Raw genomic sequence first — 25,124 nt, 5'->3', positions numbered from 1 at the left:
AATTTGTTGTTTCGCGAAGTCTCTTGGATTGACCCCTAAGAAAGGGCGATGAAATGAAACATGTTTTTGAGCGGATGGTCAGCGGCACGCACAGGCTTGACGACGAACTTCTGATGATCCTTGATGCATTGCCTATACCGCTGTCGTGGGCCTCGCTGCCCGATGGTGATATACGGTTCGTCAATCGCGCCTTCACAAGGACGTTCGGCTATCAGAATGGCCGCTTTGCTACCGTGGATGACTGGATCGACGAGACCTATATCGACGAAGCAGAACGCAAGCAGGCGCGGCAGCGTTGGGAGCAGCTCAGGAGTCCCGAAGGCAGTGGAATAACGGAAATCGAGCCGTTCGAGATAAAGGTCAGGCATGATGACGGCGAGACCGTGCCTGTGCTTCACAGGGGAATTGTCCTGCATGATTTTCAATTGTGCATCGCAACGTTCGAAAACCTGTCGTCACAAAAGCTTGCCGAAAACGCACTCCGTTGCATCGCCTATGAAGACCCGTTGACGGGACTAGCCAACAGACGCGTTCTTCAGGAAAAATGGGATGCAGAGGTGGCGAAAAAAGATACGCGGCGTCCACCCGTCATGGCCGCGCTTTTAATGATAGATCTCGATAACTTCAAACCTGTGAATGATTACTTTGGTCATGCCGCCGGTGATGAGATACTGAAAAAAGTAGCGACCCGGCTTCGCCAATCCGTTCGTTACGACGATACTGTGGTGAGAATGGGCGGAGACGAGTTCGCCATTCTGCTCACCGACCTAGAAGATCAGACCGCTGCCGAGAAGATATGTCAGAGAATATCGGATGCGTTCACCGCGCCTTTCATGGTTCACGGTCAGACGATCAAGGTGGGTGCAACGGTAGGTGCCAGCCTATACCCGCATCATGCGGAAGATCTGGAGATGCTGCTACACGCGGCAGATCAGGCGCTCTATCGCATGAAACGCAACGACAAAGACAACTGGGCCTGGTTCGACCGCTCGCTAGAGGTCGCAAACGACCCGCAGCTTGTGTCCAGTGTCATGTGAGGAGGGGTTGGCGGTTTCCCTGACGTAAATCAACCACCAGTTTTAATAGTTGAAGGATGATCGTCTGAAAGGGACCAGATATAGATCCCGGCATCCATGTCATCGTGGGCGGAGTGCTCCCCATGTGTCAATTTTAACTCCTCTCGCCGTTCTTTGATCTGTACCATTATCGAGGTTCCTGACCGCATAAGAGTTTTCATTGTATTTTCGTTTCACTTGGTTTGTAGCAATTTGCGTTAAGCGCCTATCGGATGAATAATTGGGCGGGGTCTTTGTCGATAAGATATTGCATCCCCGAATATATTCGATATTTAAGGGGCATCACCACGGACCCGGTGAGATTCCGGGTGGCTCTTCTGGCCGCCGATCCGCCAGACAACGCAATAACTGCATGCCTTTTCAAATGATCGCTTTTAAAAGCGCATTCGCATGCCTTGCGGGACTTCATCATATGCAATTTAATTCTATTCGCCGGGATTGGTCCGCCAACCCAACTCGAGAAATGCTCGCCGGAGCGGTCGCAACATTCGCGCTGATACCGGAAGTCATCGCCTTTTCTTTCGTCGCAGGTGTCGATCCACAGGTCGGTCTGTTCGCCTCCTTTATCATTGGCATTGTCATCGCTTTCACGGGCGGTCGCCCTGCGATGATCTCGGCTGCTGCCGGTTCCGTCGCGCTTGTCGCTGCCCCGCTGGTTCACGCGCACGGGCTGGCGTATCTGTTCGCTGCGGGTTTGCTTGCTGGCATACTGCAAATCCTGTTCGGACTGCTCCGTCTCGGGGTTCTGATGCGTTTTGTTTCAAAGTCCGTCCGGACAGGTTTCGTCAATGCCTTGGCGATCCTTATTTTTGGGGCTCAGCTTCCACATATCATTGGCGGCGATTGGCTGGCCTACGGCATGCTGGCTGCCGGGCTCGTCATCATCTATGTCCTCCCTTTGCTGACCAAGGCTATCCCTTCACCCTTGATCTGCATTCTTGTTCTGACGGCCGCATCCATATCGCTGCAACTCCCGGTCATGACAATCGCAGATCTGGGAAAGCTGCCGGATAGCCTTCCGATCTTCGGTTGGCCGGCCGTACCGCTGACCTTGGAAACGCTTAAAATCATTGCGGGACCAGCGCTTGCCATCGCAATGGTCGGCCTGCTCGAATCCATGATGACGGCGAGCGTGGTTGACGATCTCACGGGAACACCCAGCTCCAAGAACCGGGAATGTACCGGTCTCGGTATCGCCAATACTGCCGCAAGCCTGTTTGGAGGAATCGCCGGTTGCGGCATGATTGGCCAGACGGTTAGCAACGTCAAATATGGCGGTCGCGGTCGCTTTTCGACCCTTTTTGCGGGCGCCTTCCTTCTCGTTCTGATGGTTCTCTTGAAACCCTGGGTTTCGCAGGTTCCTGTGGCAGCGCTGGTTGCTATCATGGTTATGGTGTCAATCGATACGTTCGACTGGTCATCCCTAAAAACACTCGTCATTCATCCCAAGATGTCGAGCGTTGTCATGCTTGTCACAGTTCTCGTCACCGTATTGAGCGCCAATCTTGCTCTCGGTGTTGCGGTCGGCGTCCTTCTCAGCGGCGTGTTCTTCACCTTCAAGGTTGCTCGCTTATTGCAGGTCAAGATGGAAAGAAACGACGATACGCGGTGTTTGACGTACCGGGTTTCGGGACAGGTATTCTTCGCATCGGCAGATGTTTTCGTGGAGGCCTTTGATATTGAAGAGGCTAACGGCATGAACGTCCTGATCGACGTGACGCAAGCCCATTTCTGGGACATCACCGCCGTTGCCGCGCTCGACAAGGTGGTCGATCGTTTCAACGCGCACGACATCCCGGTGACAGTAATTGGTGTCAATGATGCCAGCGCGACTTTGATTGGTAGCCTCAATGGCGGGATCAACCTTAAGGATATTTGAGGGTGTTTTCCACCAAAAAGACACCGGAATTTTTCATCTGAAATAGTCATGCAATCTTTCTGCCGCCACCGCCCGAAAAGCGGTGGCGGCACTGTTTCGTTCGCAAGCAAATGGGCAATTCTGTATCGTCGACCCGTGGCTGGAGCTAAGAGGGCGTCGGACGTGCTTCCGTCTATCTGTCTGTGAATGCTGAATTTATCGGCACTTATTCTGCTGAATAAGAGGCATCTGCCCACGCAAAAAGCGCTTCCTAAAAAGAGGCCTGTGGCCTTCGAAAAGTGGCTTTACAAATGATATAAAGTGATAACAATAGAAAGAATAAAGCGTCCTCTTTGCTGAGGAAGCGGCCTGTAAGTCGGGCCGTGCGAAGTGGCGGGGTGTACAGGAGGTTGTCTATGGAAATGTCATCGCTTACCGCCCGTCAACTGTACGAGCTGGCCAAGGCTAATCCCACGCGCAAACGATTTGGGTTCGGCAGCAGGCCGATGCTGATCAACATCGACCTGCAATGCGCCTACACGTCGCTCGGCGAGTTCGTCTCCGCTTACGAAACCGATCCTCGGCAGCTCGAGTACATAAACACGCTGTCCAATCTAGCTCGCAGCAAGGGTCTGCCGGTGACGTGGACCTATGTGGCCTACATGGAATCGGGCGAGGACTGCGGTGTTTGGGGTACACGTACCAACACGCCGGACTCCCTGCAAAACATCAAGGTCGGTTCTCGCAGGGCCGAGTTCGATCCGCGCTTAGAGATCGATCATGTCAAGGACATTGTCATGAACAAGCGCATGGCGTCCCCGTTCCATGAAACCAACCTCCAGTCGCTGATGGTTTGGCACCAATGCGACACGGTTGTTTTGACCGGTGGTTCAACATCCGGCTGTGTTCGCGCTTGCGTAGTGGATGCAATCTCGCGCGGCTACCGGGTCATCGTTCCCGAGGAATGTGTGGCGGACAAGCATGAGAGCCCGCATTTCGCCAATCTCTACGATATTTCGGTCAAGTATGGCGATGTGATCCCGGTTGCGGATGCGATTGCCTGGTACGAGGCCTATCAGCCGGAGGTTCGCTGAGATGGCCGCTGAAGATGCCGCGATGAAGTCGGATATGGGGCTGTACGATTACCTGCCCTGGCCCAACCGCCCCAAGATTGTCTGGCCCGGCAACAAGAAGATCGCCGTCTGGATCGCGCCGAATATCGAGTTTTACGAATACAATCCGCCCAACAATCCAACCCGCACGCCGTGGGCGCGGCCAAACCCGGATGTTTTGCAATATTCCCACCGCGATTACGGCAACCGTGCCGGTTGGCAGCGGATGATGGCAGCGATGGACAAGGCTGGGTTTCGTGGTTCCGTCTCGCTTAATGTTGCGCTGTGCGATCACCATCCGGAAATCATCAAGGCCTGTGCCGATCGCGGATGGGAGTTCTTTTCCCACGGCATCTACAACACACGCTATGTCTATAATCTCGACATCGAGCAGGAGCGCGCTGTTATCCGTGATGCCTTCGATACGGTGCGCAAACACACAGGGCAGGAACTGGCGGGATGGCTCTCACCAGCATTGTCCAACAATTTCTGGACGATGGATATCCTGTCGGAAGCGGGCATTCAATATACCTGCGACATGTTCCACGACGACCAGCCAATGCCGGTCAAGGTCAACACAGGCAAGCTCATCTCCATGCCGTACTCGCTCGAGATGAATGACGTCATCGTTTACAACAGCCAGAAGGTCACGCCGCGCCATTACGGCGAAATTATCAAGCGGCAGTTCGATCAGCTTTACAAGGAAGGCGATGACAGCGGCACGGTCATGTGCATTCCACTGCACCCTTACCTCGTCGGCCAACCGCATCGTATCGACGCTTTTGCCGAAGCCATCGAATACATCGCGGGGCACGACGGCGTGTGGCAGACGACTGGCCGCGAAATCGCCGCCGCCTATCACGCCGCCGGCGCTTATGACGCCATGAGTGCCGCGATGGCTACCCACAATTCCGGGAAGGGTGCGCGCTGATGTCTATGCCTGAAGACTATCTCAACTATCCCGCCCGTCGTTACGGCATGGACCATGACCGCTATGAGTGGAGCGATCTTTTCTCTCGCAAGCCGATTGCCTGGCCAGATGGTGCGCGCATTGCGCTGTCCATCGTCACCCATGTCCAACATTTTCCACTGGATATGCCGTCCAAGCCTTTCAAGGCGCCGGGCGCATTGTCCATGCCTTACCCGGATTTTCGCTATTACACGAACCGCGACTACGGCAATCGCATCGGCATTTTCCGCGTCCTCAAGCTTCTTGCCGAAAAAGAACTAGAAACCAGCTTCGCGATCAATGGCGTGATTGCCGCGCGTTATCCGGCGCTGATCGAGGCTGTGGTCAGAGGCGGCCATGAAATCATCGCCCATGGACTGGATATGGGCAAGGTCCATCACTCCGGGCTGGGTGAGGAGGAAGAAAACGCCATCATTGCCGAGGCCTTGAGCCTGCTGCGCAACGCAAGCGGGCAGAAGGTTGAAGGCTGGCTCTCGCCTGGCCGTGCACAGGGCTTTAATACGCCTGATCTTCTGGCGAAGAACGGCATCGCCTACAGCCTTGATTGGGCAAATGACGACCTTCCTTACGAGATGCAAACCCGCAACGGTTCGTTGCTGGCCATGCCTATGGCCTACGAAACGGACGACCGCGTGGTTGCCGACGAGTATTTCCACTCGGAAGCGGAATGGGTGCAGCAGGTCAAGGACCGGTTCGACGTTCTTTACCGCGAGAGCGCGGAATATGGCGGTCGCGTCATGAGCCTGCCGCTGCATAGCTGGGTGTCGGGCATGCCGTACCGCGTCGAATACCTGCGCGAAGCACTCGACTACATTCTGTCGCATGAAGGCGTGTGGAACGCGCCCGCGGGGGACATCTGCGCGGCCTTTCGTGCTGCTGGCTAAAGCCGAACGTGGAACTGACAACAGAAAGACAAGGTCATGGCGCAAGCAGTCGCACCGCGCACAATGTTGGGCAAGATCTGGGATGAGCATGAAATATTGCGCCATCCTGCAGGCCCGTCGCTGCTCTACATTGATCGCGACATGATCCACGAAGGCAGCTTTCATGCCTTCGCTGATCTAAAGCGGCGCGGCCTGAAGCCGCGGCGTCCGCAACAGATTTTCGGTGTGGCCGATCATTACGTGCCGACGCTCGGCCGCACGTCGAGCGATGCGGCAAGCCCTGCTATCGCTCACATGATCGATACTTTCGATCAGAACATGGAGTGGGGCGGGATGCGCCATTTCGGCCTGTCCAGCCGTGAGCAGGGTATTGTCCATGTTGTGGCGCCGGAACAGGGCATTACGCTGCCAGGGCTGACCATCGTCTGTTCTGATAGCCATACGTCTACGCAAGGGGCGCTTGGTGCTATTGCATTCGGCATCGGCCAATCCGAAAATGCCCATGTGCTGGCCACGCAAACGCTGTGGCAGTCGCGCCCCAAGACAATGCGGGTCACGATCGATGGCGTGCTGGGGCAGGGCGTGACGGCCAAAGACGTGATGCTGGTACTTATTGCGAAAATCGGTGCCGCCGGTGCCGGTGGTCATGCCATCGAATTTGCCGGACAAGTGGTGAGGGATCTCTCCATCGAAGGGCGGCTGACGCTGTGCAACATGTCGATTGAAGCCGCAGCCCGCTTCGGCATGGTCGCAGCGGATGAAACGACATTTACCTATGTCCGAGGCCGTCATTTCGCGCCATCGGAACAAGAATGGGACGGTGCGGTCGCCCACTGGCGCACGCTCGCCAGCGATAGTGACGCGTTCTTCGACGTGGAAGTGAGAATGGATGGTGCGGATATCGCGCCCATGGTGACGTGGGGTACTAGCCCGGAAGATGCCGTTTCCATCAATGGCCGCGTTCCCGATCCTGCAAGTTTCGAAAGCTCCGACAGGCGCAAGGCCGCGACGAAATCACTGGAATATATGGAGATCGCCCCCGGCACGCCTCTGGATGGCTTGAAACTGGACAAGGTTTTCATCGGTTCCTGCACCAACAGCCGGATCGAGGATTTACGGGCTGCGGCCTCCATACTCAAGGGCCGCAAGGCCGTGATCCCGGCCATCGTCGTGCCAGGCTCGACACGGGTGAAAGAGCAGGCGGAAGCCGAGGGCATTGCGCGTATCTTCCGTGAGGCAGGCTTCGAATGGCGCGAGTCCGGCTGTTCCATGTGTGCGGCAATGAACGGCGATGTGGTTGGCCCCGGTGAGCGTTGCGCATCCACCTCAAACCGCAATTTCGTCGGCCGTCAGGGTCCGGGCGCACGCACCCATCTGGTCAGCCCAGCCATGGCGGCTGCCGCTGCCATCAGCGGCTGTCTGACCGATGTCAGAAAGATGTGAGGGCGGGATGATGAAAGCATTCACACGTGAAACATCCACGGCAATTGCGATCCCCGGCGTCAACTGCGACACGGATCAGATTATTCCCGGACGCTTCTTGAAAGCTGACCGCGCGCAGGGCTACGGCCAGTTCCTGTTTCATGACATCCGTCGTGATGAGCATGGGGAAATCGACCCTTCATTTCCGCTGAACAGACCCGGTGCCGATGCCGCGACGATCCTGCTTGTCGAAGACAATTTCGGCTGCGGTTCATCTCGCGAGGGTGCCGTTTACGCTCTGGTGGATCACGGCGTAAGGGCGGTCATCGGCCCTAGTTTTGGTGATATTTTCTTCAACAACGCACTGAAAAACGGGTTAGTGCCAGTCCGTTTGGCCGCGGAACACTGCGAAGCGCTGGCGGACTATCTCACGCGCTTCCCCGCCGCCGAGGTCTCAGTTGATCTGGAAGCTGCGGAGCTTGTCTTGCCGGGTCATCTTGGCATCCATCCCATCGCCATTGATCACTTCGCGCGCGACTGCATCCTAGGCGGTCTCGATGAGATCGAAATGACATTCACCTTCATGGAGCAGATCACCGCCTTCGAAAAAGATCGAATGGCGTCGCATTCCTGGCTGGACCGTTGACGGGCGGACCAGCGAGTTTCTTTTGCCGTCTCATAAAAAACTGGGAGCATAAAAAATGACATTCAAAATCGAAAGACGTGACCTTTTAAAAGTATCGGGAGCGCTGGCGGTCGGCCTGGCCGCACCCTCCATCCTGCGTGCGCAGACGCCGCCAACCGTAAAGGTCGGCGTCATCGAGCCGCTGACCGGCAATCTTGCCTATAACGGTACACAGAGTGCGGCCGGTGCAAAGTTCGCCGCAGAAGCGATCAATGCAGCAGGCGGCATCAAGAGCATGGGCGGCGCCAAGATTGAACTCGTGGTGGTCGACGCACAAAGCCGCCCGGAAGCCGCCGCTTCCGCCGTCGATACCCTCATTCAGGCCGATGCCTGCGCCTTCACAGGCGCGACAGCATCTGCGCTTGGACTTGCCTCTTCGCAGGCGGCTGCAAAGTATAAACTGGCTCAGGTCTTCTCCATCGGCACGGCCGAAACCGTTGTCCAGCGCGGTTTGCCAAATGTGTTCCGCTTCACGCCGGGCGTCAACAAATGCACCAGTGTCGCGCTTGAAAACCTCAAGCTTCTCAATGAAGGCACCGGCAACGCGGTCAAGACCGCAGCCATTGTTCATGAAGATGGGCCTTTCGGCTCCAACATGGCGAAAATCCTTGCCGAGCAACTGCCTAAGCAGGGTATCGAGGTTGTCGAGACGATCTCACATCCGACGCCCCAGCGCGACTTTTCCAACATCGCGCTGCGCGTGAAGGCATCCAAGGCCGATATCCTCATTCCTTCCAACTACATCAATGAATACACGCTGATGGCACGTGCGCTGAACCAGCAGCGTGTGGAGCTGAAGGCGATCTATTCCATCCTTGGCGGCGCCGCATCCAACATCAAGTTCGTTCGTGAAAACAATGCGGTCGCGCAATATGTCATGGATTGCAATCATTGGTACGATCCTTCCAAGGAACTGTCCAAAGCACTGGCCGCCAGCGTAGCCGCTGCAAAGCTCGATATGACCTACGACGTTATGGTTTCCTACGCGACGATACAGGTCATCGCCGATGCCCTGGAGCGCAGCGGGTCTGCCGATCGTCAGAAGATGATCGAAGCCTTGTCGGCCTCCACCTTTGACCAGTCGATCATGCCCTATGGACCGACGAAGTTCGTCAATGGGGACAATGTCAATTCACGGCCCGTCAACACCCAAATCCGTGGCGAAAAGATCGAGCTGGTCTTCCCGAAAGAATACGCCACCGCAGAGGCGGTCTTCCCGATCCCTGCCAAGAACTGACACGGCCTCGCCCCCATGACCCCATGGTCCTGGGGGCGCTCTTCAAACGACAGAGAGGCGAGCCCTGATGTCAAGTCTGATCTTACCTGCCGTGTTGAGCGGCCTGATGATGGGAGCCATCTATGCGCTTGTGGCGCTGGGCCTGACCCTCATCTATGGCGTGCTCCACATCATCAACTTTGCGCATGGCAGCCTGTTGATGCTGGCGCTCTACGCCGTCTATTTCCTGTACTCCTATTTCGGCGTTGATCCGTATCTCGCCATTCCCCTTGTTCTTCCGGCCTTTTTCGCGCTGGGATACTTGTTGCAGCGTTTTCTGATTGCGCCGATGAGCAGCGGCTCGGAACAGAACGTGCTTCTCATTACGCTTGCCGTATCGATGATTATCGACAATCTGGCACTCTACTTCTGGACGTCCAATACGCGCACGGCAGATATCGCCTATGCCTATGACACCGTTGAGGTGCTGGGCGCTTATCTGCCGCTTGGTCGCGTCATCGCCTTTGGTGCAGCCCTTACCGTCGCGCCGCTGCTGTGGTGTTTCATGGCCTATACCCGCACCGGCTCTGCCATTCGCGCCGTTGCCATCGAAAAGCGCGGGGCCGAACTCGTCGGTATCGACGTCAATCATACCTATGCCGTCTGTTTTGGCATCGGCACCGCCTGCGTAGCACTTGCCGCCTGCCTGTTGTTGCCAACCTTCTACATCACCCCGCAGGTCGGCTACACCTTCGTGCTGGTCGCCTTCACGACGGTGGTGCTGGGCGGAATGGGTAGCCTTCTGGGTGCCTTGGTCGCGGGCCTGCTGCTCGGCGTCATCGAATCGCTGTGCGGACTCTTTCTGGGCGAAAGCCTCGGCCAGATCGGCATCTTTCTCGCCTTCATCTTCATCCTTCTCTTCAAACCATCAGGGCTTCTTGGGAGGGCAAAGACATGAGACCTCAATCTATCGGGCAGATTGCCCTTATTGCCGCTGCTCTCGCTTATCTCTTCGGGGTCTATTTCGCGTCGTCGCCAGTCTGGATGGGCTTTACTATTAACGCGCTAATCGTCGCGGTCGTCGCTCTCTCCTGGAACATCACCGGTGGTTTCGGTGGCCTTTCGTCCTTCGGTCATGCCGCACTTTACGGTACCGGGGCCTATGCGTCCGCGATCCTTCAAGTTCAGTATGGTGTAAACGCCTGGGTTGGCTTCGGCGTGGGCATTCTTGCAGGTGCCGCCATGGGTGCCTTCATCGGAGCCTTGGCGTTCCGCTATGGCCTGAAGGGCTCCTATTTCGCGCTCGTCACCCTGGCCTTTGCTGAAGTGCTGCGCATCTGCGCATCGTCCTTCGATTTTACGGGCGGCGGTAGCGGGCTGCAATTGAAGCTGGACCCCGGCGTGGCCAATCTGCAATTCAACGACCGTGCCATCGCCTACACCGCCCTTCTCGTTGTGGTGGCACTGGTCATGGCGCTAACGGCCCTCATCAAATACTCACGTTTCGGTGCCTATCTCATTGCTGTCAGGGAAAATGAAGATGCCGCACGCGCGCTTGGTATCGACACCTACAAGATCAAGGTGCAGGCCATGGCGATATCAGGCGCCTTCGGTGGTCTGGCCGGTGTGCTTTATCTCCAGCTCTGGCTCTTCATCGATAGCAACGTTGTCTATGGCAGCGCGGTCTCTATCGAAGCTCTGATCGGGCCGATTATTGGCGGTGCTGGCACCATCTGGGGTCCGCTTCTCGGCACACTCGGTCTGCATCTTCTCGGCGAAGGCGCGAAACATCTGCTGCCCAACGCGCCCGGCCTGAACTTCGTGCTTTATGCGATTGTGCTGATCTGCGCCCTGCGCTTCCTGCCAAACGGTCTTGTTGGGCTTACTAGCAAGCTCGGCACCTTCAAAAAGAAGGAGGACGACAATGCTTGAAGTTCGTAATCTTTCCAAAAGCTTCGGCGGCTTGAGAGCCGTCACAGACGCCTCGCTCGATGTGCCCGAGGGTTCAATCGTTGGCCTGCTTGGGCCGAATGGTGCGGGCAAGACAACTTGCTTCACCATGATTGCCGGTTTCACTAAGGCGGATGAAGGCACAGTCCGCTTTCAGGGCAAGGATATTACCGGCCTGGCGCCGCATAGCATCTGTGCGCTCGGAATGATCCGTACGTTCCAGATCGTCCAGCCCTTTGCCGGGCTGACGGTGCAGGAAAACATCGCGGTGGGTGCCTATCTTCACCACCACGATCGGCGCGAAGCCATGGCCGTGGCACGGGATGTGGGCAAGCGGCTGGGCATGGGCGCAATGCTTGATCGTCCCGCTTCCTCGCTCACCATTGCGGGACGCAAGAGGCTGGAGCTTGCGCGTGCGCTTGCAACCGGTGCGAAATTTCTGCTGCTAGATGAGGTCATGGCGGGGCTGATCCCATCAGAGATCACCGAGATCGTCGGCATCATCAGAACAATCCGCGAAGAGGGTCACACGTTCCTCATGATCGAACATGTCATGCAGGCCGTCATGCAGCTTGCCGAAACGGCCTATGTGCTGAACCAGGGCAAGATGATTGCCCACGGAACACCACGCGAACTCGTCAAGGATCCGTCCGTGGTGGAAGCCTATCTCGGCCACGGTGCGGCCGCGCACTTGCAGGAGGAAAACCATGCTTGATATCAAGGGTATCCGCGCAGGCTACGGATCGATGAGCGTCCTACAAGGCATCGACATGAGCGTCAACAATGGCGAAATCGTCGCTCTCCTTGGTTCGAACGGCGTGGGCAAGACCACGCTCAACAATGTCATTTCCGGCTTCATCAAGCCCAGCGCCGGATCTATCTCCTTCAAGGGCGTGACGATAACCGGTAAGAATGCACGCGATATCGTAGCGCTCGGCATTGCCCATGTGCCCGAGGGGCGAAAGGTTTTCCCGAACCTCTCGGTGGGCGAAAATCTCAAACTTGGCGCGTTTCGCCGTGCAGGCAAAAACACCAGGCAGAACTTCGAGAAGATCTGCGAGATTTTTCCAAGATTGCGGGAAAGAATGAACCAACTGGCGGGAACTCTGTCTGGCGGTGAACAGCAGATGTTGGCGATTGGGCGTGGGCTTATGTCGGAGCCGGAACTGCTCATTCTCGATGAGCCGTCTCTCGGCCTTTCGCCGATCATGGTGGAGGAGATGTTCGGGCTGATCACAAAGATCAATGCAGACGGCGTTGCCGTGCTGCTGGTCGAGCAGAACGTCATGCAGTCGTTGAGTGTTGCCAAGCGCGCCTATGTCATTGAGCAGGGCCGCTTCGTCATGCAGGGAGAAGCCGCAACGTTGCTGGCCGATCCGCAGTTGCGCCAGGCCTATCTCGGAATGTGAAAAGTCGCCCTGGACAACACGCGCCAGGGCGCAGCCAATTTACGGAGAATGGAGAATACAATGTCCCTAACACGTACCCAACGTCTGCGGCAGTTGCTCGCAGGCGAACGAGCCCTCATGGCTCCCGGTGTCGTCGATGCTATGTACGCCCGCCTTGTCACAGAAGCCGGTTTCGACGCCATGTATATGACGGGTGCTGGCACCTCTGCCACACGCCTTGGCTATCCGGATGTGGGTCTTCTGACCATGACCGAGATGGTCGATAACGCCACCCGCATCGCCGACGCCTCCGACATCCCCCTGATTGCCGATGCCGATAATGGCTTTGGCGGCCCACTCAATGTGCGGCGTGCCATTCAGCTCTACGAACGTGGCGGTGTGGCTGCGGTCCATCTTGAAGATCAGGTCTTGCCGAAGCGCTGCGGGCACCTCGCGGGCAAACAGATTGTGTCAGCCGAAGATATGGTGGCCAAGGTCAAGGCTGCAGTGGATGCCCGTGTTGACGAGAACTTCGTTGTCATTGCCCGCACGGATGCGCTTGCGCTGCATGGCCGAAACGCTGCATTTGACCGTGCGGAAATGTATCGTGAGGCAGGCGCCGATGTCATCTTCATCGAAAGCCCCGTCCCAGATGACTTGGCCCATATTGCACCGCGCTTTCCCGGCATTCCGCTGCTCTACAACATGGCGACCTCGGGCAAGACACCCTTCCTGACCCGCTCTGAAATCGAAGCGTTGGGCTTCAAGCTTATCATTTACCCTAACTGGCTGCTGCTTTCTGCCTGCGAAGCGGCGCGCAAGACGCTTCAGGTTTTAAAGACCGAAGAGACCATCGCGTCTGTCGCGCCCAACGTCATGAACTTCAAGGAGTTTTTCGATATGGCGCGGATGCCTGAAATTCAGGAGCTGGAAGCCCGCTACGGCACACCGGACGCAAACCGTACCACCTATTGAGCAGGAGATTTGAGCCATGGCAGTGCTACAAGCCGAAGGCGTGACGTTCGATTTTGAAGTACCTGTCGTGGTCGTCGGGGCAGGGGCCTGCGGTCTGGTCGCAGCCCTTGCCGCCCATGATGCGGGTCAAGATGTCATGGTGCTGGAACGTGACGAGAACCCGACGGGCTCTACCTCGCTGTCTGCCGGTCTCATTCCGGCACCGTGCACCCGTTTGCAGAAGGAAGCGGGCATCGAGGACAGCCCCGAACTCTTCGCTCAAGACATCGTCGCCAAAACCCATGACCACACACCCCATGATATGGCGCTGGTTGCTGCAAAAGCCGCAGGTCCGATGATCGACTGGTTGATGGACACGCATAAGGTGGAGTTCGAACTGGTCACGGGGTTCATCTATCCCGGCCATTCGCGGCTTCGCATGCATGGACCGAGAAGCCGAACTGGTGCCGATCTGGAGCAGTCTCTTCTCGCCGCCTTGTCTAACTCCGATATCGATTTGATGACCGGCGCGTCTGTAGAAGACCTTTATGTGGATGCCAGCGGCCGCGTCACCGGCGTTCGCTTCCGCCGGCCTGATGGTGCACTGGAAATGCTGGGCTGCAAAGCGCTTGTTCTCGCTTCCTGTGGCTTTGCAGGAGACGTCGCGCTGGTGCAGAAATACATTCCGGAAATTGCCGATGCCGAGTGTTGCGGCCACCTCTCCAACACCGGGGACGCAGTAAAGTGGGGGCTGGAGATCGGCGCTGCAGTCGCCGACATGGCAGCCTATCAGGGCCATGGATCGGTCGCTCATCCGCATGCCTTGCCGTTGACATGGGCCGTCATCACGATGGGTGGCATTCTTCTCAACACGCAAGGCCAGCGCTTTTCCAACGAGATTCGCGGTTATTCCGAACACGCCGCAGAAGTCGCCGCCCAGCCCCACAATATTGCCTGGGACATTTATGATGCCAGGGGTGAAGAGGCCGCAATCGGCTTTTACGACTACCGCGAGATCCGCAAGTTGGGTGCCGTCAAAACGGCCAATAATCTAGAGGAACTGGCATCTGTCACGGGTCTTCCGCTTGCCGCCATCCGTGAGGAGTTGGAGGCCATCGAAAGCTGCGCACGCACCGGCGAGCCAGACCGTTTCGGTCGCAGCTTTACCCAGGATCAGGTTCTGGTTGCGCCCTATTATGCGGTGAAGGTCAACGGCGCGCTGTTCCACACTCAAGGTGGTCTGGTCATTGATGCCGAGGCCCGTGTGCTGCGCGAAGATGGAACGCCCTTACCAAACCTGCTGGCAGGCGGCGGTGCTGCGCGCGGCGTCTCTGGCGATTCCAATTACGGCTATCTCTCCGGAAACGGTCTTTTGACAGCGACCAGCTTTGGCCGGTTGGCTGGCATCACGGCTGCCCGAATTGCTGCTGAAAGCTGAAAAACAAGAGGAGGACGTCATGAAGAAGGTTATGGTCATCGTACCGTTTCCCATGGGCGAAGACGATATCGCCCGCCGACAAGCGCAGATGAAGGCGGTCGATCTTGGTCCCGGCGTCGCGTTTCACTATCGCTCGGTGCGGGTTGGGCCAAAGAACTATTCCAGCCAGCACGACATGGCGCTCGCCGACTTCTCGATCCTCGATGCCGGTCTCGATGCTGAGAAGGAAGGCTTTGATGCCGTCTGCATCGACACAATGTCCGATAGCGGCATGTCGATGCTGCGCTCCGTCCTCATCATCCCAGTGATTGCGCCGGGCCGCCATTCCATGCTGCTGGCGCAGATGCTGGGTGACAAGTTCTCGATCCTGATGATGTGGGATCGCTGGAAAATGCTCTACACCAAGACGCTGGGCGAGCTTGGCATGGAACATAAATGCGCGTCTATGCGCTCGATTGGCGTCACCCCTGATAATATGAGCCTGCTTTCCGGCAAGGAAGACGAGGTATTTCCACTTCTGCTGGGCGCCGCGAAAAAATGCGTTGAGGAGGACGGTGCGCAGGTTCTGATCCTCGGCTCCACCACCATGCATGAAGCGCATTCCTGGCTCTCTGCTCGCATCGGCGTTCCCGTCATCAACCCTGGTCCACTCACCTACAAGCTTGCGTCCATCGCACTCGATCTGAATCTCACCCACAGCAAGGCGACATGGCTAACACCGCTTACGCCAAAGCACGACATGATCCGCGCCATCGGCGCTGCCGGTGCGGCCTATCTGGAGGGTAATCAATGACCCGCATTCTCGTCATCGTTCCCTTCGCACTGGACGAAGAAGGCGTGCGCAATCGCCAAGCGCAGTCGCAATATGTGCCGCTGCCTGCGGACTGGGAACTAACCTATCGCCCCGTGACCTGCGGCCCGACGTCCTTCATGTCGCCGCATGATTGGGGACTGATGGATCTCGCCATTTTCGAGGCCGGGTGCAACGCGCAAGACGAGGGTTTCGATGCTGTCTGCATCGACACGATGTCGGATAGCGGCATGGTCATGCTCCGCTCTGTCCTCTCCGTCCCCGTCATCGGTGCGGGCAAGGCCTCAATGCTCTATGCGCTGACGCTTGGTGGAAAATTCTCGGTGCTGGCGCAATGGGACCCGGCACTGCCGCGATACCGCAAGGCCATCCGTGAATATGGTTTCGACCGCCAGTGCGCCTCTGTGCGCAGCTTCGATCAGCCGCCGGATTTCTCCAACCTGCTGGGCGGCAAGGAAGACAGCGTGTTCCCCCGTATGCGCGATTTAGCCATGCGCTGCATCGAGGAGGATGGCGCGGAGGTCATCTGCCTGGGATCAACGACCATGCATCAGGCTGGCGAATATCTCGCCGCAAACCTGCCGGTTCCGGTCGTCAATCCCGGTCCGCTGACATACAAGCTGGTCGAGACCTTCCTCGCTCTCGGCTTGACCCATGGCAGAGATGTCTATCCACCACCGGTGGAGCCACGCTTGGATATGTTACACGCGATGATGAAAGCAGGAGCTCTTGCAGAAGGGGCATCGAAAGGTAACTAGGTCACTGCTCCGAACAAAAAGCCTCAATTACCCAGCGAGAAATCTTTTCCGTCTTCGCGCTTTAGCGAGACACGGTATTCGTAACGATCAGCACGATAAAAGATTTCAGCCGCGTAAAAAGGCTTTAATTCTGAGTTGAAAAACAAACGGTTAACCAGCATCAATGGAGCGCCGATGGGTATTTCCAAGTGTTTGGCGGCATAGTCGTCGGCAAGCGTCGCCGTCAATGTTTGTTCTACCTTTTCAACGACTGCACCAGCTTTTTGCACAAGATCGATCATATTGGTCGTTGCCAAATCCTGCCGGTTCAACGTCTCGCCGATTTCCGGCAGCAGATAGGCTGTCGATAGCGAATAGGGGCGGCGGTCCAGTGAACGCACCCGAACGGCGCGAACCAGTTCCGTGGTGGGCAACACGCCCATCTGTTCGCAAATCCGTGGCGGTGCTTCTCCAACATCAAGGCTGACAACCTTCAGCCGTGTGCTCTTCCCCACTGCATTGAGGTAGCTGAACAGGCTGTTGATGTTGGAAACGACGACACGGTTCAATTTGTTTTCTTTGGTGCGGTCGGTGATATAGGTGCCTCGTCCCCGCGTTCGTGTCACCAGCCCTTCCGCCGTCAACATCTCCATCGCCTTGCGAATGGTAATCCGGCTGACCGAAAAGCTTTCTGCCAATTCCGCTTCGCTGGGGACCGGTGCGTCGCTGGGATAATAACCCTTTACGATGCGTTCGCGCATGACCGCATAAATCCTATGATAAAGCGGGGTAGGTGAGCGGACTTCAGGCATCGATCAAGGAATTCCATAACGAGAAATCGGATTATGTCATGCAGGGGACGAGCCTCAGCCTCCAAGTATAACATCTAAGATCCTGTTAAGGGCGGCCCCGCTCCCGATCGACCATCTCACAGCAACGCGAGAGGTGCAATTCAAAAGATATAACATTATGTCATTTATATCTTTTATTTTGAGTAATCTTCACTGGGCAGGAACATACGAGCTAGACCCAGGTTAGTATGGAAAACCAAGGAGCTCATCAAGAACATGACCGGTCCCCAGACACCAAGCACTCCCTTCGCCGATCCAGAGACATCGCTTTACACCGATCCAGGTGTTGTTCCGGCTGATGAAACGGATTTTGCGTCCAAGCCCGATGCGCCGCTGGTCGAGGATGCTTTGAGGTATGTGGCGGAGAGGGACGCCGGGTTTGGCAGTTCTGTGACTGATGAACTGAAGGCCATACGCGGAGAAGTGGAAAGCCTTTCATACCGTGCAGGCGACACGCTCTCGACCAACCTTGTGGCAGCGCCCGAAAAGACTGTTCGATCAGCGCGGCGTCTCATAGATCAACACCCAATTGCATCACTCGGCCTCGCTGCTTTGCTCGGATTCGCGTTTGGATCGACGCGCAGGCATTGATTCAGCGATTGGGAAACAGGGAGATTTAGCGAGTTATCCGCGAAAATCTCCCTCGTTCGTCTCCCGCTCATCATAATTCACATCCCATTCTTTCTTGATCGGTTTCTTTCCGGGAGGCGTTTTATGCATGGTCGCATCGTCTGATCCGGTAATCACCCGCGGCTTGGCGCTGTCCACTCCATTATTATCGCTGTGCTTCAAACCTTTGGTATATTGCCCTTTGGCATCGTCGTGAATGTCTTCCACAGAACCCTTAACGTCTTTTTGCGGTGTCATCACGTGTCTCCTTTGAGCTGTTTCGCGAGGATTTGTCTGCACTCCTGAGCGAACAGCAAGTGACACCTGTTGTTCCCGAAAAAATAATCATAGTTTGAGAGCAAGCTGCGGCTCTTGGAATGTTTGCTGGCTGTTGAGTGAGGAAAGGGTAACGCCCAGAAGCCTCACTGAACGCTTGAATGGAAACACGGACGCCAGCAGAACCTCTGCGATCTCCGTGATAATCCCGGCATCGGAAATCGGTTCGGATACTGTCTTGCTGCGTGTCGCCTGGCTGAAATCGGAGTATTTGATTTTAACGGTGACCGTTTTTGCGGCGATATCATGCGCCTCGCAATAGCGCCGCACTTTTTCTACCAGTGGTTTTAGCTCCGCTTTGGCTCGATCGAGATCACCGATATCCTCAGCGAACGTGTCTTCGGCGCCCACCGATTTGCGGATACGGTCGGCTTTCACCTGTCGTTCGTCGATGCCACGGGCGATGCCGTAGAAATATGCGCCAGACTTGCCGAAATGCTGCTGCAAAAAGCTCAATGGTTTCGACTTCAGATCAAGGCCGGTTTCGATGCCGTGATTTTTCATCCGCTCAGCCGTCGCTGGCCCAACGCCATGGAATTTCTTGACGGCAAGAGACTCGACAAAGCCTGGCCCGTTTTTAGGCGTAATAACAGCCTGACCGTTAGGCTTGTTCAGGTCGCTCGCCATCTTGGCAAGAAACTTGTTGTAGGAGATGCCAGCTGAGGCATTGAGACCTGTGACGACCTTGATCTTTGCACGAATTTCAAGCGCGATCTCGGTCGCGATTTCCATGCCTTTCAGGTTTTCAGTCACATCAAGATAAGCCTCGTCCAGCGAAAGCGGTTCGATCAATGGCGTATATTCGGCAAAGATTTCACGGATTTGATGCGAAACCTGCCGGTAGACGTCGAAGCGAGGCGGCACGAAAATCAAATCTGGGCACTTGCGCTTTGCAGTCACTGAAGGCATTGCCGAATGCACACCGAAAGTTCTGGCCTCGTAACTTGCCGCAGCCACGACACCGCGCGCTGCCGACCCGCCAACGGCCAACGGCAGGCCTCGAAGGGCAGGATTATCCCGCTGTTCCACCGATGCGTAGAAGGCATCCATATCAACGTGAATAATTTTTCGAACCGGAGGCTGGGCCATGACATCCATCTCCTAACGCCTCCCCTCAAGGTGAAATCGAAACAAAAAGAGAACATACCAGCTTTTATGCAAATTTCCAGTGCTGTCGCTCTTTCGTGCGGCGTCGAACGGAACTCTCCGGTCTCGAGTGAGTATGCCTATATTGATACTCAAAACAGGAGAAACCTATGGCCGACGACAGCACAACGACAATGAAAGCGCTTTTCGAAACGCGTGCGGCGGCAGACCTTGCGGTTGAGCATCTGGTTCAGCAACACGGGATATCGCGATCTGACATCTTCATCCAATCCACAACGGCTGAGAACACAGTTGGTGTTTCGCAGTCTGGAGGTGATGTGTCCGCCAACGATAATGCGCGGCAAGACGCACCGCTTGCTGGCGAAATCGAAGTGTCCGCCGATATTTCCGCCAACGATGTCGCGGCTGTACAACGCAGTCTGGGCGAGGCGGGCGCGATCCGCGTTTCAGCAGGCTGAAATGCTGTGGGGTTTCTGTTAACACGGCCCCAGTTGACGGGCCGTGTGCATTCATTGGTCCCCTACCATCTGCGCGGTATCCCTTGAACGCAACCGTCCGCGTCCCCATTCATTTATAGCGTAAATACTTTTATCTCTCGGGTTGGAGTGCATCATGGCCGCAAAAACTTGGAATGCAGATGGCGCTGCAACAGGGACAGCAAGCGATTTCACCGATAGTGCGGAGCGCATTCGGAGATTGCGTCGGCTGTCCGGCATTGCTCGCCTGATGGATACGGCTATCGGAATACCGGGTACGCGCATCCGTTTTGGTGCCGACTCCATCCTAGGTCTGATGCCGCTTGTTGGAGATGGTGCTGGGGCGATGGTTGGTTTGTATATCGTCAACGAAGCCCGCCGCCTTGGCGTTCCGCGTGACAAGCTTGCGCGCATGGTGGGTAATATTGGCCTGGATGCTGTCGTCGGCAGCGTGCCGCTCGTCGGGGATCTGTTCGACGTCTATTTCAAGTCACACCGCCGGAACGTCGATATGATTATAGATCACTTCGGTATTCAGCAGGACGAGTTGAAACGGAAGCGGTGAATTCTGAACGCTGGTTCAAGCCGTCGATGACCGAGAGGGTATCGCCGCAGGCAGAACGAGGATCGCTCTTAAGCCCTGCGGAGAATTGCGTTCCAGTGTGAGAGAACCGCTATCGAGTTCGGCGAGTTCGTTGGTGATGGTCAGTCCGAAGCCAGTGCCAGAGATGCGCTCGTCTTCTCTGACGCCCGGAAGCAAAACCGCCTCCATCCGATCGACAGGGATGCCCGGTCCGTCGTCCTCGATAGTAATGCGCAGGGTCGCTTTGTCTCTTACAGCAGTCACCTTTACGGTGGAGGATGTCCACTTGAAGGCGTTTTCGATCAGGTTTCCCAACATTTCTTCAAGGTCGTTATCGTCGCAGGCGACCCTCAATTCGCTGTCGATGACGGTCTCGAACCGGACAGTCTTTTCCGCATGGATGGAGCTGATTGCCAAGTGCAAATTCGTGACGGTATCGGCTACGTTGGCGCTTGCCGTGCTCCCGCTCGTCGCCATGGCCTGGCGCGTTGAGCTTAGGTGGTGCTTGATCCTGTGATCGATACGTTGGCCGAGATCTCGCAAAGTGCCGTCTGGATCATTGCTATCATTCAAGGCCAGTAAAAGGCTCGCGACCGGGGTTTTAAGCCCGTGTGCGAGATTGGCAAATTGCATGCGCGTGGCGATAAGGCGCTCTTCGTTTGCCGCGAGGAGAGCGTTCGTCTTGGTCGATAGCGGAGAAAGCTCTGGAGAGAGTTGTGGTGGCAGGCGCGCCAGTTCGCCACGGTTGATGGCATCGATATCCGCGACCATCGTTCCAAGTGGGCGCAAGCCAAACCGAATTTGCCACAGCGTCCCGAACAATAGAACGATGCCCAGTAACAGCATGCAGGGTATCAGCCATGACAATGCTCTGACCGCCGGGTCGATCAACGCGCCGGAGGGTGCCGTTGCTGTGATGGTCATCATGGTGCCGTTGATGCTGCGTGTTATCTGGCGGGTATAGAGCGTTTTCCCGTGTTCATCTCGGGCTTCTCCGGGTGACGCCATGCCCGTCAGCATGTGCTTCAAGCTCTGACGGGGGGGCGGAGCGTCTATGGCGCTTTGCGCGAGTGAGCCAGACGTCAGACGGTGTCCATTTGAATCGATCTGCCAGTACCATCCTGATCCGCTCCGATCAAACGGAGGAGCATCCATCGGTGTGGAAAGTGAAAGCTGGCCACTCGCAAGTGGCTGCACGGCATTTGCGAGTGCGCCTATTTGCGTGTCCAGACGCTGGTCTATTTGTTCACGCACGACATTCTTAAGCGCCAGCCAAAGGATGACGGACGCGACAACAAGCGCTGCGGTGACGAAGAACCCTGAAAACAATAGCAGTCGTCTCGCCAGCGATTTCGGGGCGCGCAGTTTCATCGGCTTCACGACGTCACCGCAGCCGTTAGCATATAGCCACGCCCTCTAACGGTTTCGATCCGCTCGGCTCCTATCTTTTTGCGCAGCCGGGCGATGATGACCTCCATGGAATTGGAGTCCACTTCCGCGTCTCCTTCATAAACGCGTTCGTTGAGTTCGCGCCGGTCCACCACGGTTTCCTTTCGCAGGATCAAGCAGGACAGAACGCGCCATTCCAGAGCCGTCAGCTTCAAGGGAAGACCATCAAGTTCAAACGTGCCCAGTTGCGCATCGAAAACAAGAGGCCCGCAATTCAGCCTTGCCGAGGCGTAGCCAGCAGCGCGGCGCACCAGCGCCCGAAGCCTGAGCACCAGTTCTTCGACCTTGAATGGCTTGGGCAGAAAATCATCCGCACCCGCCTTGAAGCTTGCGACCTTGTCCGGCCATCCATCGCGGGCTGTCAGAACCAGAACGGGCAGGTTGCGCTCGCTCTCTCGCCAGCCTTTCAGAACCGAGATGCCGTCGATTTTCGGCAGACCGAGGTCGAGAATGGCAACGTCGAACAACTCCGTCAGTCCGGCGTGCAGGGCATCTTCGCCGTCGCGGGCTATATCGACGACGAAGTTTTCGAGCCGAAGTGCGCTGGCTATCCTGCTGCCGAGATCTGCATCATCTTCTACGAGCAACACGCGCATGAGGGGACTTTCAAATGGAAGAAATGCCAGAAACTTATGGATATCAGCTTAACTCAAACTGAACAGGAAGGTTCAGCAGGGTGTGGGTATGGTTGAGTTAGTTTGTGCTTGTCATTCAAAAGGAGCACTGAAATGAATACTGAAAATCAGACCCACGAGCACACCGATCCTGCTTCGGCACCGGCCCATCCACCACACAAGCACCGCCGCCGTTTTGCGCTGCCGGTTCTCGCGGCAGTCGTTGCACTTGCGGTCGGTGCAGCAGGTGGCGCCGGTGCCATGAAGCTGGTGCGGCCAACGCCGGAGATGGCACCGATCACACCGGTTGCGATCTCGGCCATGCCACCGTCCAGCCTTGTCACGATCAAAGGCACGGTCGCCGAGATTTACGGCAACAAGTTCGTGCTGCAGGACGACAGTGGAAAAGCCCTGATCGAGACAGGTCCAGGTGGCGAAGATGGCAAGCTGGTCACCACCAATGAGGCCGTTACCATACAGGGGCGCTTTGACGATGGTTTCGTGCATGCCAGCTATCTCGTTCGCCAGGATGGGCAGACTGAATCGCTTGGCCCGCGGCATGGTCCCCCACCGCATGGCCCACTAGAGGATATGGCTCGCAAACTGAGACCATGATCCGGTTGAACGTGTGTTCTGTGTTGCAAATGACATCCCCGGTATCCGAGTGGAAGACGGGGATGTTGTCGTCCGTACTTTAAGCGGCCGTTGAATATCTTGCGACGGACTGCGCTGGCAAAAGCCTTAGAACTTCGTCGGCATATACGTTCGCATTTTGCAAAGCCTTATCCAGATTGCTGACCTGCGACGGGTTCATCATGTGCAGATAACCACCGAAATCGAACATGTCGCGGAAGGCGGCGCGTTCGATGATCGGCGTATCCAGCACATGCACATTGCGTTTTGCCAGAAGGGCTTTGGCAGCCAGCAGTGCACGCGTCGTCACCATGGAATTGACACGTGAAAGCACGACGGAATGAGGGATTTTGATGGATGCCCGATCATCCAGATAGCGCAGCAGTTCGAGGACCTGCGCAGCACCCTGCGCATCCATGGTGCTGCCCTGCACAGGTATCATGACATGATTTGAAAGCCCGACGGCCGTTGCCAGAAGCGGTGATTGGGCGCCCGGTAGATCAATGATGACGTGGTCGAACTTGCAGCGATTGTTCAGCACATGCTGCTGCAAGCTGGATGCCGAAACATAGGTGATGACGGATAGATCGACACGATGATCGGCGGCTTCGCGCCACTTGGAAAGCCAGCGCTGAGGATCCGTATCGATCACGCACACCGTCAATCCGCGCCGCACCAGTTCCGATGCGAGCAACAGAACTGCTGTCGTCTTGCCCGCGCCGCCTTTGGTGTTTGCGAATGTGATGACCGCCATGATTGATCCGATAAAAGCTGAGACGGTCATCGTCTGCTCGATACGCCGAGATCATGGCGCGTGCCAATCATTAACCATTATGATTAATGCTTTCTTAAAGATGTCAGGCGATTTCGCTCCTAGCGACGGCGGTCTTCGTTCAGGATTTCACGGGCAATCTGGTCCAACGGCACTGTCTTATCGACGCCACCATGGGCAATGGCCTCTTTGGGCATGCCGAAGACGACGGAAGAGGCCTCGTCCTGAGCGATTGTCAATGCGCCAGCCTGATGCATTTCCAGCATTCCGCGCGCACCATCGTCGCCCATTCCGGTCATAATCACACCCATGGCATTTGATCCCGCCGCACGTGCTGCCGAACGAAACAACACGTCGACGGACGGACGGTGACGGGAGACGAGGGGGCCGGTGCGGACAGAAACATAATATCGTGCGCCCTGACGCTCCAGCAGCGTGTGCTTGTCACCGGGGGCGATCAGCACATGCCCGCGCAAGACGGTATCACCGTCTTCTGCTTCCTTGATCTCAACATCGCAGAGCGAGTTGAGACGCCGTGCAAAAGCCGCCGTGAATTTCTCCGGCATATGCTGCACGATGACCATGCCCGGCGCGTTGGCCGGTAGCCGTTCCAGCATCTCACGTAAGGCCTCGGTGCCACCAGTCGATGCGCCAACGCAAACCACCATTTCCGTCGTGCGCGCCATTGCCCTGCCAGAAGGGGGCGGCAGAATGACGTCTGCGGTCAACTTTGCCTGTGGCGCGTTGGGAATTGCGTGGCGCGAAGGTGTCTTCATGCCTTTGACGCGGGCGTGGGCAGCACTTTTGACGACTTCGCAAATCCGTTGGGCGGATTCTGCCAGATGGTCGGCAGCGCCAATGCGCGGCTTGAGGATAATGTCGACAGCACCCGCCTCGAGCGCCTGAAGCAAGGTTTCCGAGCCAGCCTCTGTGAGTGATGAACACATGACCACCGGAATGGGGTGCTGCGACATGATTTTGCGCAGGAACGTAATGCCATCCATCCGCGGCATTTCAACATCGAGTGTTATGACGTCGGGCAGGTCTTCCTGTATCTTGCGAGCGGCCATGAAGGGATCGGAAGCCGCGCCTATCACTTCGATGTCTGGGTCTGCCTGAAGAATCGCGGTCAGCGTTTGCCGGACGCTGGCGGAATCATCGACGATAAGAACACGTGTTTTCTTGGTCATATA

At 56.5% G+C, this 25,124-nt stretch carries 27 protein-coding genes and 1 other annotated feature; of the genes, 20 read left to right on the top strand and 7 right to left on the bottom strand.

The features are described 5' to 3' along the window. Positions 1 to 53 precede the first annotated feature (53 nt). From ATO67_RS17550 to ATO67_RS17475, 16 genes are all read left to right on the top strand, one after another. Positions 54 to 1,037, top strand: coding sequence for a GGDEF domain-containing protein (locus ATO67_RS17550; protein WP_067652304.1), 984 nt, complete (start codon positions 54 to 56; stop codon positions 1,035 to 1,037). Between the two features lie 325 nt (positions 1,038 to 1,362). Next, positions 1,363 to 1,418 (top strand) — a sequence feature (sul1 is cis-regulatory element that is thought to sense ions involved in sulfur or methionine metabolism; They are found in Alphaproteobacteria). Between the two features lie 70 nt (positions 1,419 to 1,488). Continuing rightward, positions 1,489 to 2,955, top strand: a complete 1,467-nt coding sequence (locus tag ATO67_RS17545; protein ID WP_067652453.1) for a SulP family inorganic anion transporter — start codon at positions 1,489 to 1,491, stop codon at positions 2,953 to 2,955. A gap of 395 nt (positions 2,956 to 3,350) precedes the next feature. Then, positions 3,351 to 4,028 (top strand): isochorismatase family protein, encoded by a 678-nt coding sequence (locus ATO67_RS17540; protein WP_067652302.1) that lies wholly within the window; start codon positions 3,351 to 3,353, stop codon positions 4,026 to 4,028. 1 nt (position 4,029) lies between these two features. After that, positions 4,030 to 4,977, top strand: coding sequence for a polysaccharide deacetylase family protein (locus ATO67_RS17535; RefSeq protein ID WP_210176148.1), 948 nt, complete (start codon positions 4,030 to 4,032; stop codon positions 4,975 to 4,977). Beyond that, complete coding sequence (locus tag ATO67_RS17530) at positions 4,977 to 5,900, top strand: polysaccharide deacetylase family protein (protein WP_067652300.1); 924 nt, start codon at positions 4,977 to 4,979, stop codon at positions 5,898 to 5,900. The genes ATO67_RS17535 and ATO67_RS17530 overlap by 1 nt, the downstream gene beginning before the upstream one ends. A 36-nt stretch (positions 5,901 to 5,936) precedes the next feature. Beyond that, positions 5,937 to 7,343 (top strand): 3-isopropylmalate dehydratase large subunit, encoded by a 1,407-nt coding sequence (gene leuC / locus ATO67_RS17525; protein WP_067652298.1) that lies wholly within the window; start codon positions 5,937 to 5,939, stop codon positions 7,341 to 7,343. Between the two features lie 7 nt (positions 7,344 to 7,350). Next, positions 7,351 to 7,968, top strand: coding sequence for a 3-isopropylmalate dehydratase small subunit (leuD, locus tag ATO67_RS17520; protein WP_067652296.1), 618 nt, complete (start codon positions 7,351 to 7,353; stop codon positions 7,966 to 7,968). Between the two features lie 55 nt (positions 7,969 to 8,023). Next, entirely contained in the window at positions 8,024 to 9,244 is a 1,221-nt protein-coding gene (locus ATO67_RS17515) for an ABC transporter substrate-binding protein (RefSeq protein ID WP_067652294.1), read from the top strand. Between the two features lie 67 nt (positions 9,245 to 9,311). Beyond that, complete coding sequence (locus tag ATO67_RS17510; protein WP_067652292.1) at positions 9,312 to 10,181, top strand: branched-chain amino acid ABC transporter permease; 870 nt, start codon at positions 9,312 to 9,314, stop codon at positions 10,179 to 10,181. Then, positions 10,178 to 11,155: a branched-chain amino acid ABC transporter permease gene (locus ATO67_RS17505; protein ID WP_067652289.1), complete on the top strand. Its 978-nt coding sequence runs from the start codon at positions 10,178 to 10,180 to the stop codon at positions 11,153 to 11,155. Before ATO67_RS17510 ends, ATO67_RS17505 begins: the two co-directional genes overlap by 4 nt. Beyond that, the gene (locus tag ATO67_RS17500; protein WP_067652287.1) at positions 11,148 to 11,888 is read left to right on the top strand and encodes an ABC transporter ATP-binding protein; all 741 of its coding nucleotides are present in this window, start codon (positions 11,148 to 11,150) and stop codon (positions 11,886 to 11,888) included. The genes ATO67_RS17505 and ATO67_RS17500 overlap by 8 nt, the downstream gene beginning before the upstream one ends. Beyond that, positions 11,881 to 12,582 (top strand): ABC transporter ATP-binding protein, encoded by a 702-nt coding sequence (locus ATO67_RS17495; protein ID WP_067652285.1) that lies wholly within the window; start codon positions 11,881 to 11,883, stop codon positions 12,580 to 12,582. Before ATO67_RS17500 ends, ATO67_RS17495 begins: the two co-directional genes overlap by 8 nt. Positions 12,583 to 12,642: 60 nt before the next feature. Continuing rightward, positions 12,643 to 13,536 (top strand): isocitrate lyase/PEP mutase family protein, encoded by an 894-nt coding sequence (locus ATO67_RS17490; RefSeq protein ID WP_210176145.1) that lies wholly within the window; start codon positions 12,643 to 12,645, stop codon positions 13,534 to 13,536. 16 nt (positions 13,537 to 13,552) lie between these two features. Next, the gene (locus tag ATO67_RS17485; protein ID WP_067652281.1) at positions 13,553 to 14,953 is read left to right on the top strand and encodes an FAD-dependent oxidoreductase; all 1,401 of its coding nucleotides are present in this window, start codon (positions 13,553 to 13,555) and stop codon (positions 14,951 to 14,953) included. Positions 14,954 to 14,972: 19 nt separating this feature from the next. Next, a complete protein-coding gene (locus tag ATO67_RS17480) occupies positions 14,973 to 15,746 on the top strand; it encodes an aspartate/glutamate racemase family protein (protein ID WP_067652448.1) in 774 nt (257 codons plus the stop codon). Further along, entirely contained in the window at positions 15,743 to 16,522 is a 780-nt protein-coding gene (locus ATO67_RS17475; protein ID WP_067652279.1) for an aspartate/glutamate racemase family protein, read from the top strand. The genes ATO67_RS17480 and ATO67_RS17475 overlap by 4 nt, the downstream gene beginning before the upstream one ends. 23 nt (positions 16,523 to 16,545) lie before the next feature. On the opposite strand, the gene ATO67_RS17470 is transcribed toward ATO67_RS17475, so the two are convergent. Continuing rightward, positions 16,546 to 17,313 (bottom strand): GntR family transcriptional regulator, encoded by a 768-nt coding sequence (locus tag ATO67_RS17470; protein WP_067652277.1) that lies wholly within the window; start codon positions 17,311 to 17,313, stop codon positions 16,546 to 16,548. A gap of 255 nt (positions 17,314 to 17,568) precedes the next feature. Between ATO67_RS17470 and ATO67_RS17465 the strand changes: the two genes are divergently transcribed. Then, complete coding sequence (locus ATO67_RS17465) at positions 17,569 to 17,943, top strand: hypothetical protein (RefSeq protein WP_067652275.1); 375 nt, start codon at positions 17,569 to 17,571, stop codon at positions 17,941 to 17,943. A 33-nt stretch (positions 17,944 to 17,976) separates the two neighbouring features. Here ATO67_RS17465 and ATO67_RS17460 read toward each other — a convergent pair whose 3' ends face one another. Further along, positions 17,977 to 18,219 (bottom strand): hypothetical protein, encoded by a 243-nt coding sequence (locus ATO67_RS17460; protein ID WP_067652272.1) that lies wholly within the window; start codon positions 18,217 to 18,219, stop codon positions 17,977 to 17,979. An 87-nt stretch (positions 18,220 to 18,306) separates the two neighbouring features. Beyond that, positions 18,307 to 19,386, bottom strand: coding sequence for a DNA polymerase IV (gene dinB, locus ATO67_RS17455; protein ID WP_067652446.1), 1,080 nt, complete (start codon positions 19,384 to 19,386; stop codon positions 18,307 to 18,309). Positions 19,387 to 19,553: 167 nt separating this feature from the next. Between dinB and ATO67_RS17450 the strand changes: the two genes are divergently transcribed. Together ATO67_RS17450 and ATO67_RS17445 are read left to right on the top strand one after the other, a co-directional pair. Next, positions 19,554 to 19,862 (top strand): hypothetical protein, encoded by a 309-nt coding sequence (locus tag ATO67_RS17450; RefSeq protein WP_067652269.1) that lies wholly within the window; start codon positions 19,554 to 19,556, stop codon positions 19,860 to 19,862. Positions 19,863 to 20,016: 154 nt separating this feature from the next. After that, complete coding sequence (locus ATO67_RS17445) at positions 20,017 to 20,445, top strand: DUF4112 domain-containing protein (RefSeq protein WP_067652266.1); 429 nt, start codon at positions 20,017 to 20,019, stop codon at positions 20,443 to 20,445. A gap of 15 nt (positions 20,446 to 20,460) precedes the next feature. On the opposite strand, the gene ATO67_RS17440 is transcribed toward ATO67_RS17445, so the two are convergent. Both ATO67_RS17440 and ATO67_RS17435 read right to left on the bottom strand, forming a co-directional pair. After that, on the bottom strand, positions 20,461 to 21,843 hold the full coding sequence (locus tag ATO67_RS17440) for a sensor histidine kinase (protein WP_067652263.1): 1,383 nt from the start codon (positions 21,841 to 21,843) through the stop codon (positions 20,461 to 20,463). Continuing rightward, positions 21,840 to 22,508, bottom strand: coding sequence for a response regulator transcription factor (locus ATO67_RS17435; protein WP_067652260.1), 669 nt, complete (start codon positions 22,506 to 22,508; stop codon positions 21,840 to 21,842). The genes ATO67_RS17440 and ATO67_RS17435 overlap by 4 nt, the downstream gene beginning before the upstream one ends. 132 nt (positions 22,509 to 22,640) lie before the next feature. Between ATO67_RS17435 and ATO67_RS17430 the strand changes: the two genes are divergently transcribed. Further along, positions 22,641 to 23,141, top strand: coding sequence for a hypothetical protein (locus tag ATO67_RS17430; protein WP_067652257.1), 501 nt, complete (start codon positions 22,641 to 22,643; stop codon positions 23,139 to 23,141). Between the two features lie 79 nt (positions 23,142 to 23,220). Here ATO67_RS17430 and ATO67_RS17425 read toward each other — a convergent pair whose 3' ends face one another. Both ATO67_RS17425 and ATO67_RS17420 read right to left on the bottom strand, forming a co-directional pair. Then, positions 23,221 to 23,913, bottom strand: a complete 693-nt coding sequence (locus ATO67_RS17425) for a ParA family protein (RefSeq protein WP_067652444.1) — start codon at positions 23,911 to 23,913, stop codon at positions 23,221 to 23,223. Positions 23,914 to 24,032: 119 nt separating this feature from the next. Further along, the gene (locus ATO67_RS17420) at positions 24,033 to 25,121 is read right to left on the bottom strand and encodes a protein-glutamate methylesterase/protein-glutamine glutaminase (RefSeq protein ID WP_067652254.1); all 1,089 of its coding nucleotides are present in this window, start codon (positions 25,119 to 25,121) and stop codon (positions 24,033 to 24,035) included. Positions 25,122 to 25,124: the final 3 nt, after the last annotated feature.

It is taken from the genome of Agrobacterium bohemicum (assembly GCF_001562555.1).
Lineage (GTDB): Bacteria > Pseudomonadota > Alphaproteobacteria > Rhizobiales > Rhizobiaceae > Agrobacterium > Agrobacterium bohemicum.
Note: the sequence above shows the minus strand (reverse complement) of the source record. Positions and strands in the feature narration are given on the sequence as shown.

Bases quoted from the DNA above. Each gene is read 5' to 3' on its own strand.
- ATO67_RS17420 (WP_067652254.1), bottom strand. From the start codon at position 25,121: ATGACCAAGAAAACACGTGTTCTTATCGTCGATGATTCCGCCAGCGTC.
- ATO67_RS17445 (WP_067652266.1), top strand. From the start codon at position 20,017: ATGGCCGCAAAAACTTGGAATGCAGATGGCGCTGCAACAGGGACAGCA.
- ATO67_RS17480 (WP_067652448.1), top strand. From the start codon at position 14,973: ATGAAGAAGGTTATGGTCATCGTACCGTTTCCCATGGGCGAAGACGAT.
- ATO67_RS17505 (WP_067652289.1), top strand. From the start codon at position 10,178: ATGAGACCTCAATCTATCGGGCAGATTGCCCTTATTGCCGCTGCTCTC.
- ATO67_RS17540 (WP_067652302.1), top strand. From the start codon at position 3,351: ATGGAAATGTCATCGCTTACCGCCCGTCAACTGTACGAGCTGGCCAAG.
- ATO67_RS17485 (WP_067652281.1), top strand. From the start codon at position 13,553: ATGGCAGTGCTACAAGCCGAAGGCGTGACGTTCGATTTTGAAGTACCT.
- leuC (WP_067652298.1), top strand. From the start codon at position 5,937: ATGGCGCAAGCAGTCGCACCGCGCACAATGTTGGGCAAGATCTGGGAT.
- ATO67_RS17490 (WP_210176145.1), top strand. From the start codon at position 12,643: ATGTCCCTAACACGTACCCAACGTCTGCGGCAGTTGCTCGCAGGCGAA.
- ATO67_RS17435 (WP_067652260.1), bottom strand. From the start codon at position 22,508: ATGCGCGTGTTGCTCGTAGAAGATGATGCAGATCTCGGCAGCAGGATA.
- dinB (WP_067652446.1), bottom strand. From the start codon at position 19,386: ATGGCCCAGCCTCCGGTTCGAAAAATTATTCACGTTGATATGGATGCC.
- ATO67_RS17550 (WP_067652304.1), top strand. From the start codon at position 54: ATGAAACATGTTTTTGAGCGGATGGTCAGCGGCACGCACAGGCTTGAC.
- ATO67_RS17530 (WP_067652300.1), top strand. From the start codon at position 4,977: ATGTCTATGCCTGAAGACTATCTCAACTATCCCGCCCGTCGTTACGGC.
- ATO67_RS17470 (WP_067652277.1), bottom strand. From the start codon at position 17,313: ATGCCTGAAGTCCGCTCACCTACCCCGCTTTATCATAGGATTTATGCG.
- ATO67_RS17535 (WP_210176148.1), top strand. From the start codon at position 4,030: ATGGCCGCTGAAGATGCCGCGATGAAGTCGGATATGGGGCTGTACGAT.
- ATO67_RS17425 (WP_067652444.1), bottom strand. From the start codon at position 23,913: ATGGCGGTCATCACATTCGCAAACACCAAAGGCGGCGCGGGCAAGACG.
- ATO67_RS17475 (WP_067652279.1), top strand. From the start codon at position 15,743: ATGACCCGCATTCTCGTCATCGTTCCCTTCGCACTGGACGAAGAAGGC.
- ATO67_RS17465 (WP_067652275.1), top strand. From the start codon at position 17,569: ATGACCGGTCCCCAGACACCAAGCACTCCCTTCGCCGATCCAGAGACA.
- ATO67_RS17495 (WP_067652285.1), top strand. From the start codon at position 11,881: ATGCTTGATATCAAGGGTATCCGCGCAGGCTACGGATCGATGAGCGTC.
- ATO67_RS17430 (WP_067652257.1), top strand. From the start codon at position 22,641: ATGAATACTGAAAATCAGACCCACGAGCACACCGATCCTGCTTCGGCA.
- ATO67_RS17500 (WP_067652287.1), top strand. From the start codon at position 11,148: ATGCTTGAAGTTCGTAATCTTTCCAAAAGCTTCGGCGGCTTGAGAGCC.
- ATO67_RS17515 (WP_067652294.1), top strand. From the start codon at position 8,024: ATGACATTCAAAATCGAAAGACGTGACCTTTTAAAAGTATCGGGAGCG.
- leuD (WP_067652296.1), top strand. From the start codon at position 7,351: ATGATGAAAGCATTCACACGTGAAACATCCACGGCAATTGCGATCCCC.
- ATO67_RS17450 (WP_067652269.1), top strand. From the start codon at position 19,554: ATGGCCGACGACAGCACAACGACAATGAAAGCGCTTTTCGAAACGCGT.
- ATO67_RS17545 (WP_067652453.1), top strand. From the start codon at position 1,489: ATGCAATTTAATTCTATTCGCCGGGATTGGTCCGCCAACCCAACTCGA.
- ATO67_RS17460 (WP_067652272.1), bottom strand. From the start codon at position 18,219: ATGACACCGCAAAAAGACGTTAAGGGTTCTGTGGAAGACATTCACGAC.
- ATO67_RS17510 (WP_067652292.1), top strand. From the start codon at position 9,312: ATGTCAAGTCTGATCTTACCTGCCGTGTTGAGCGGCCTGATGATGGGA.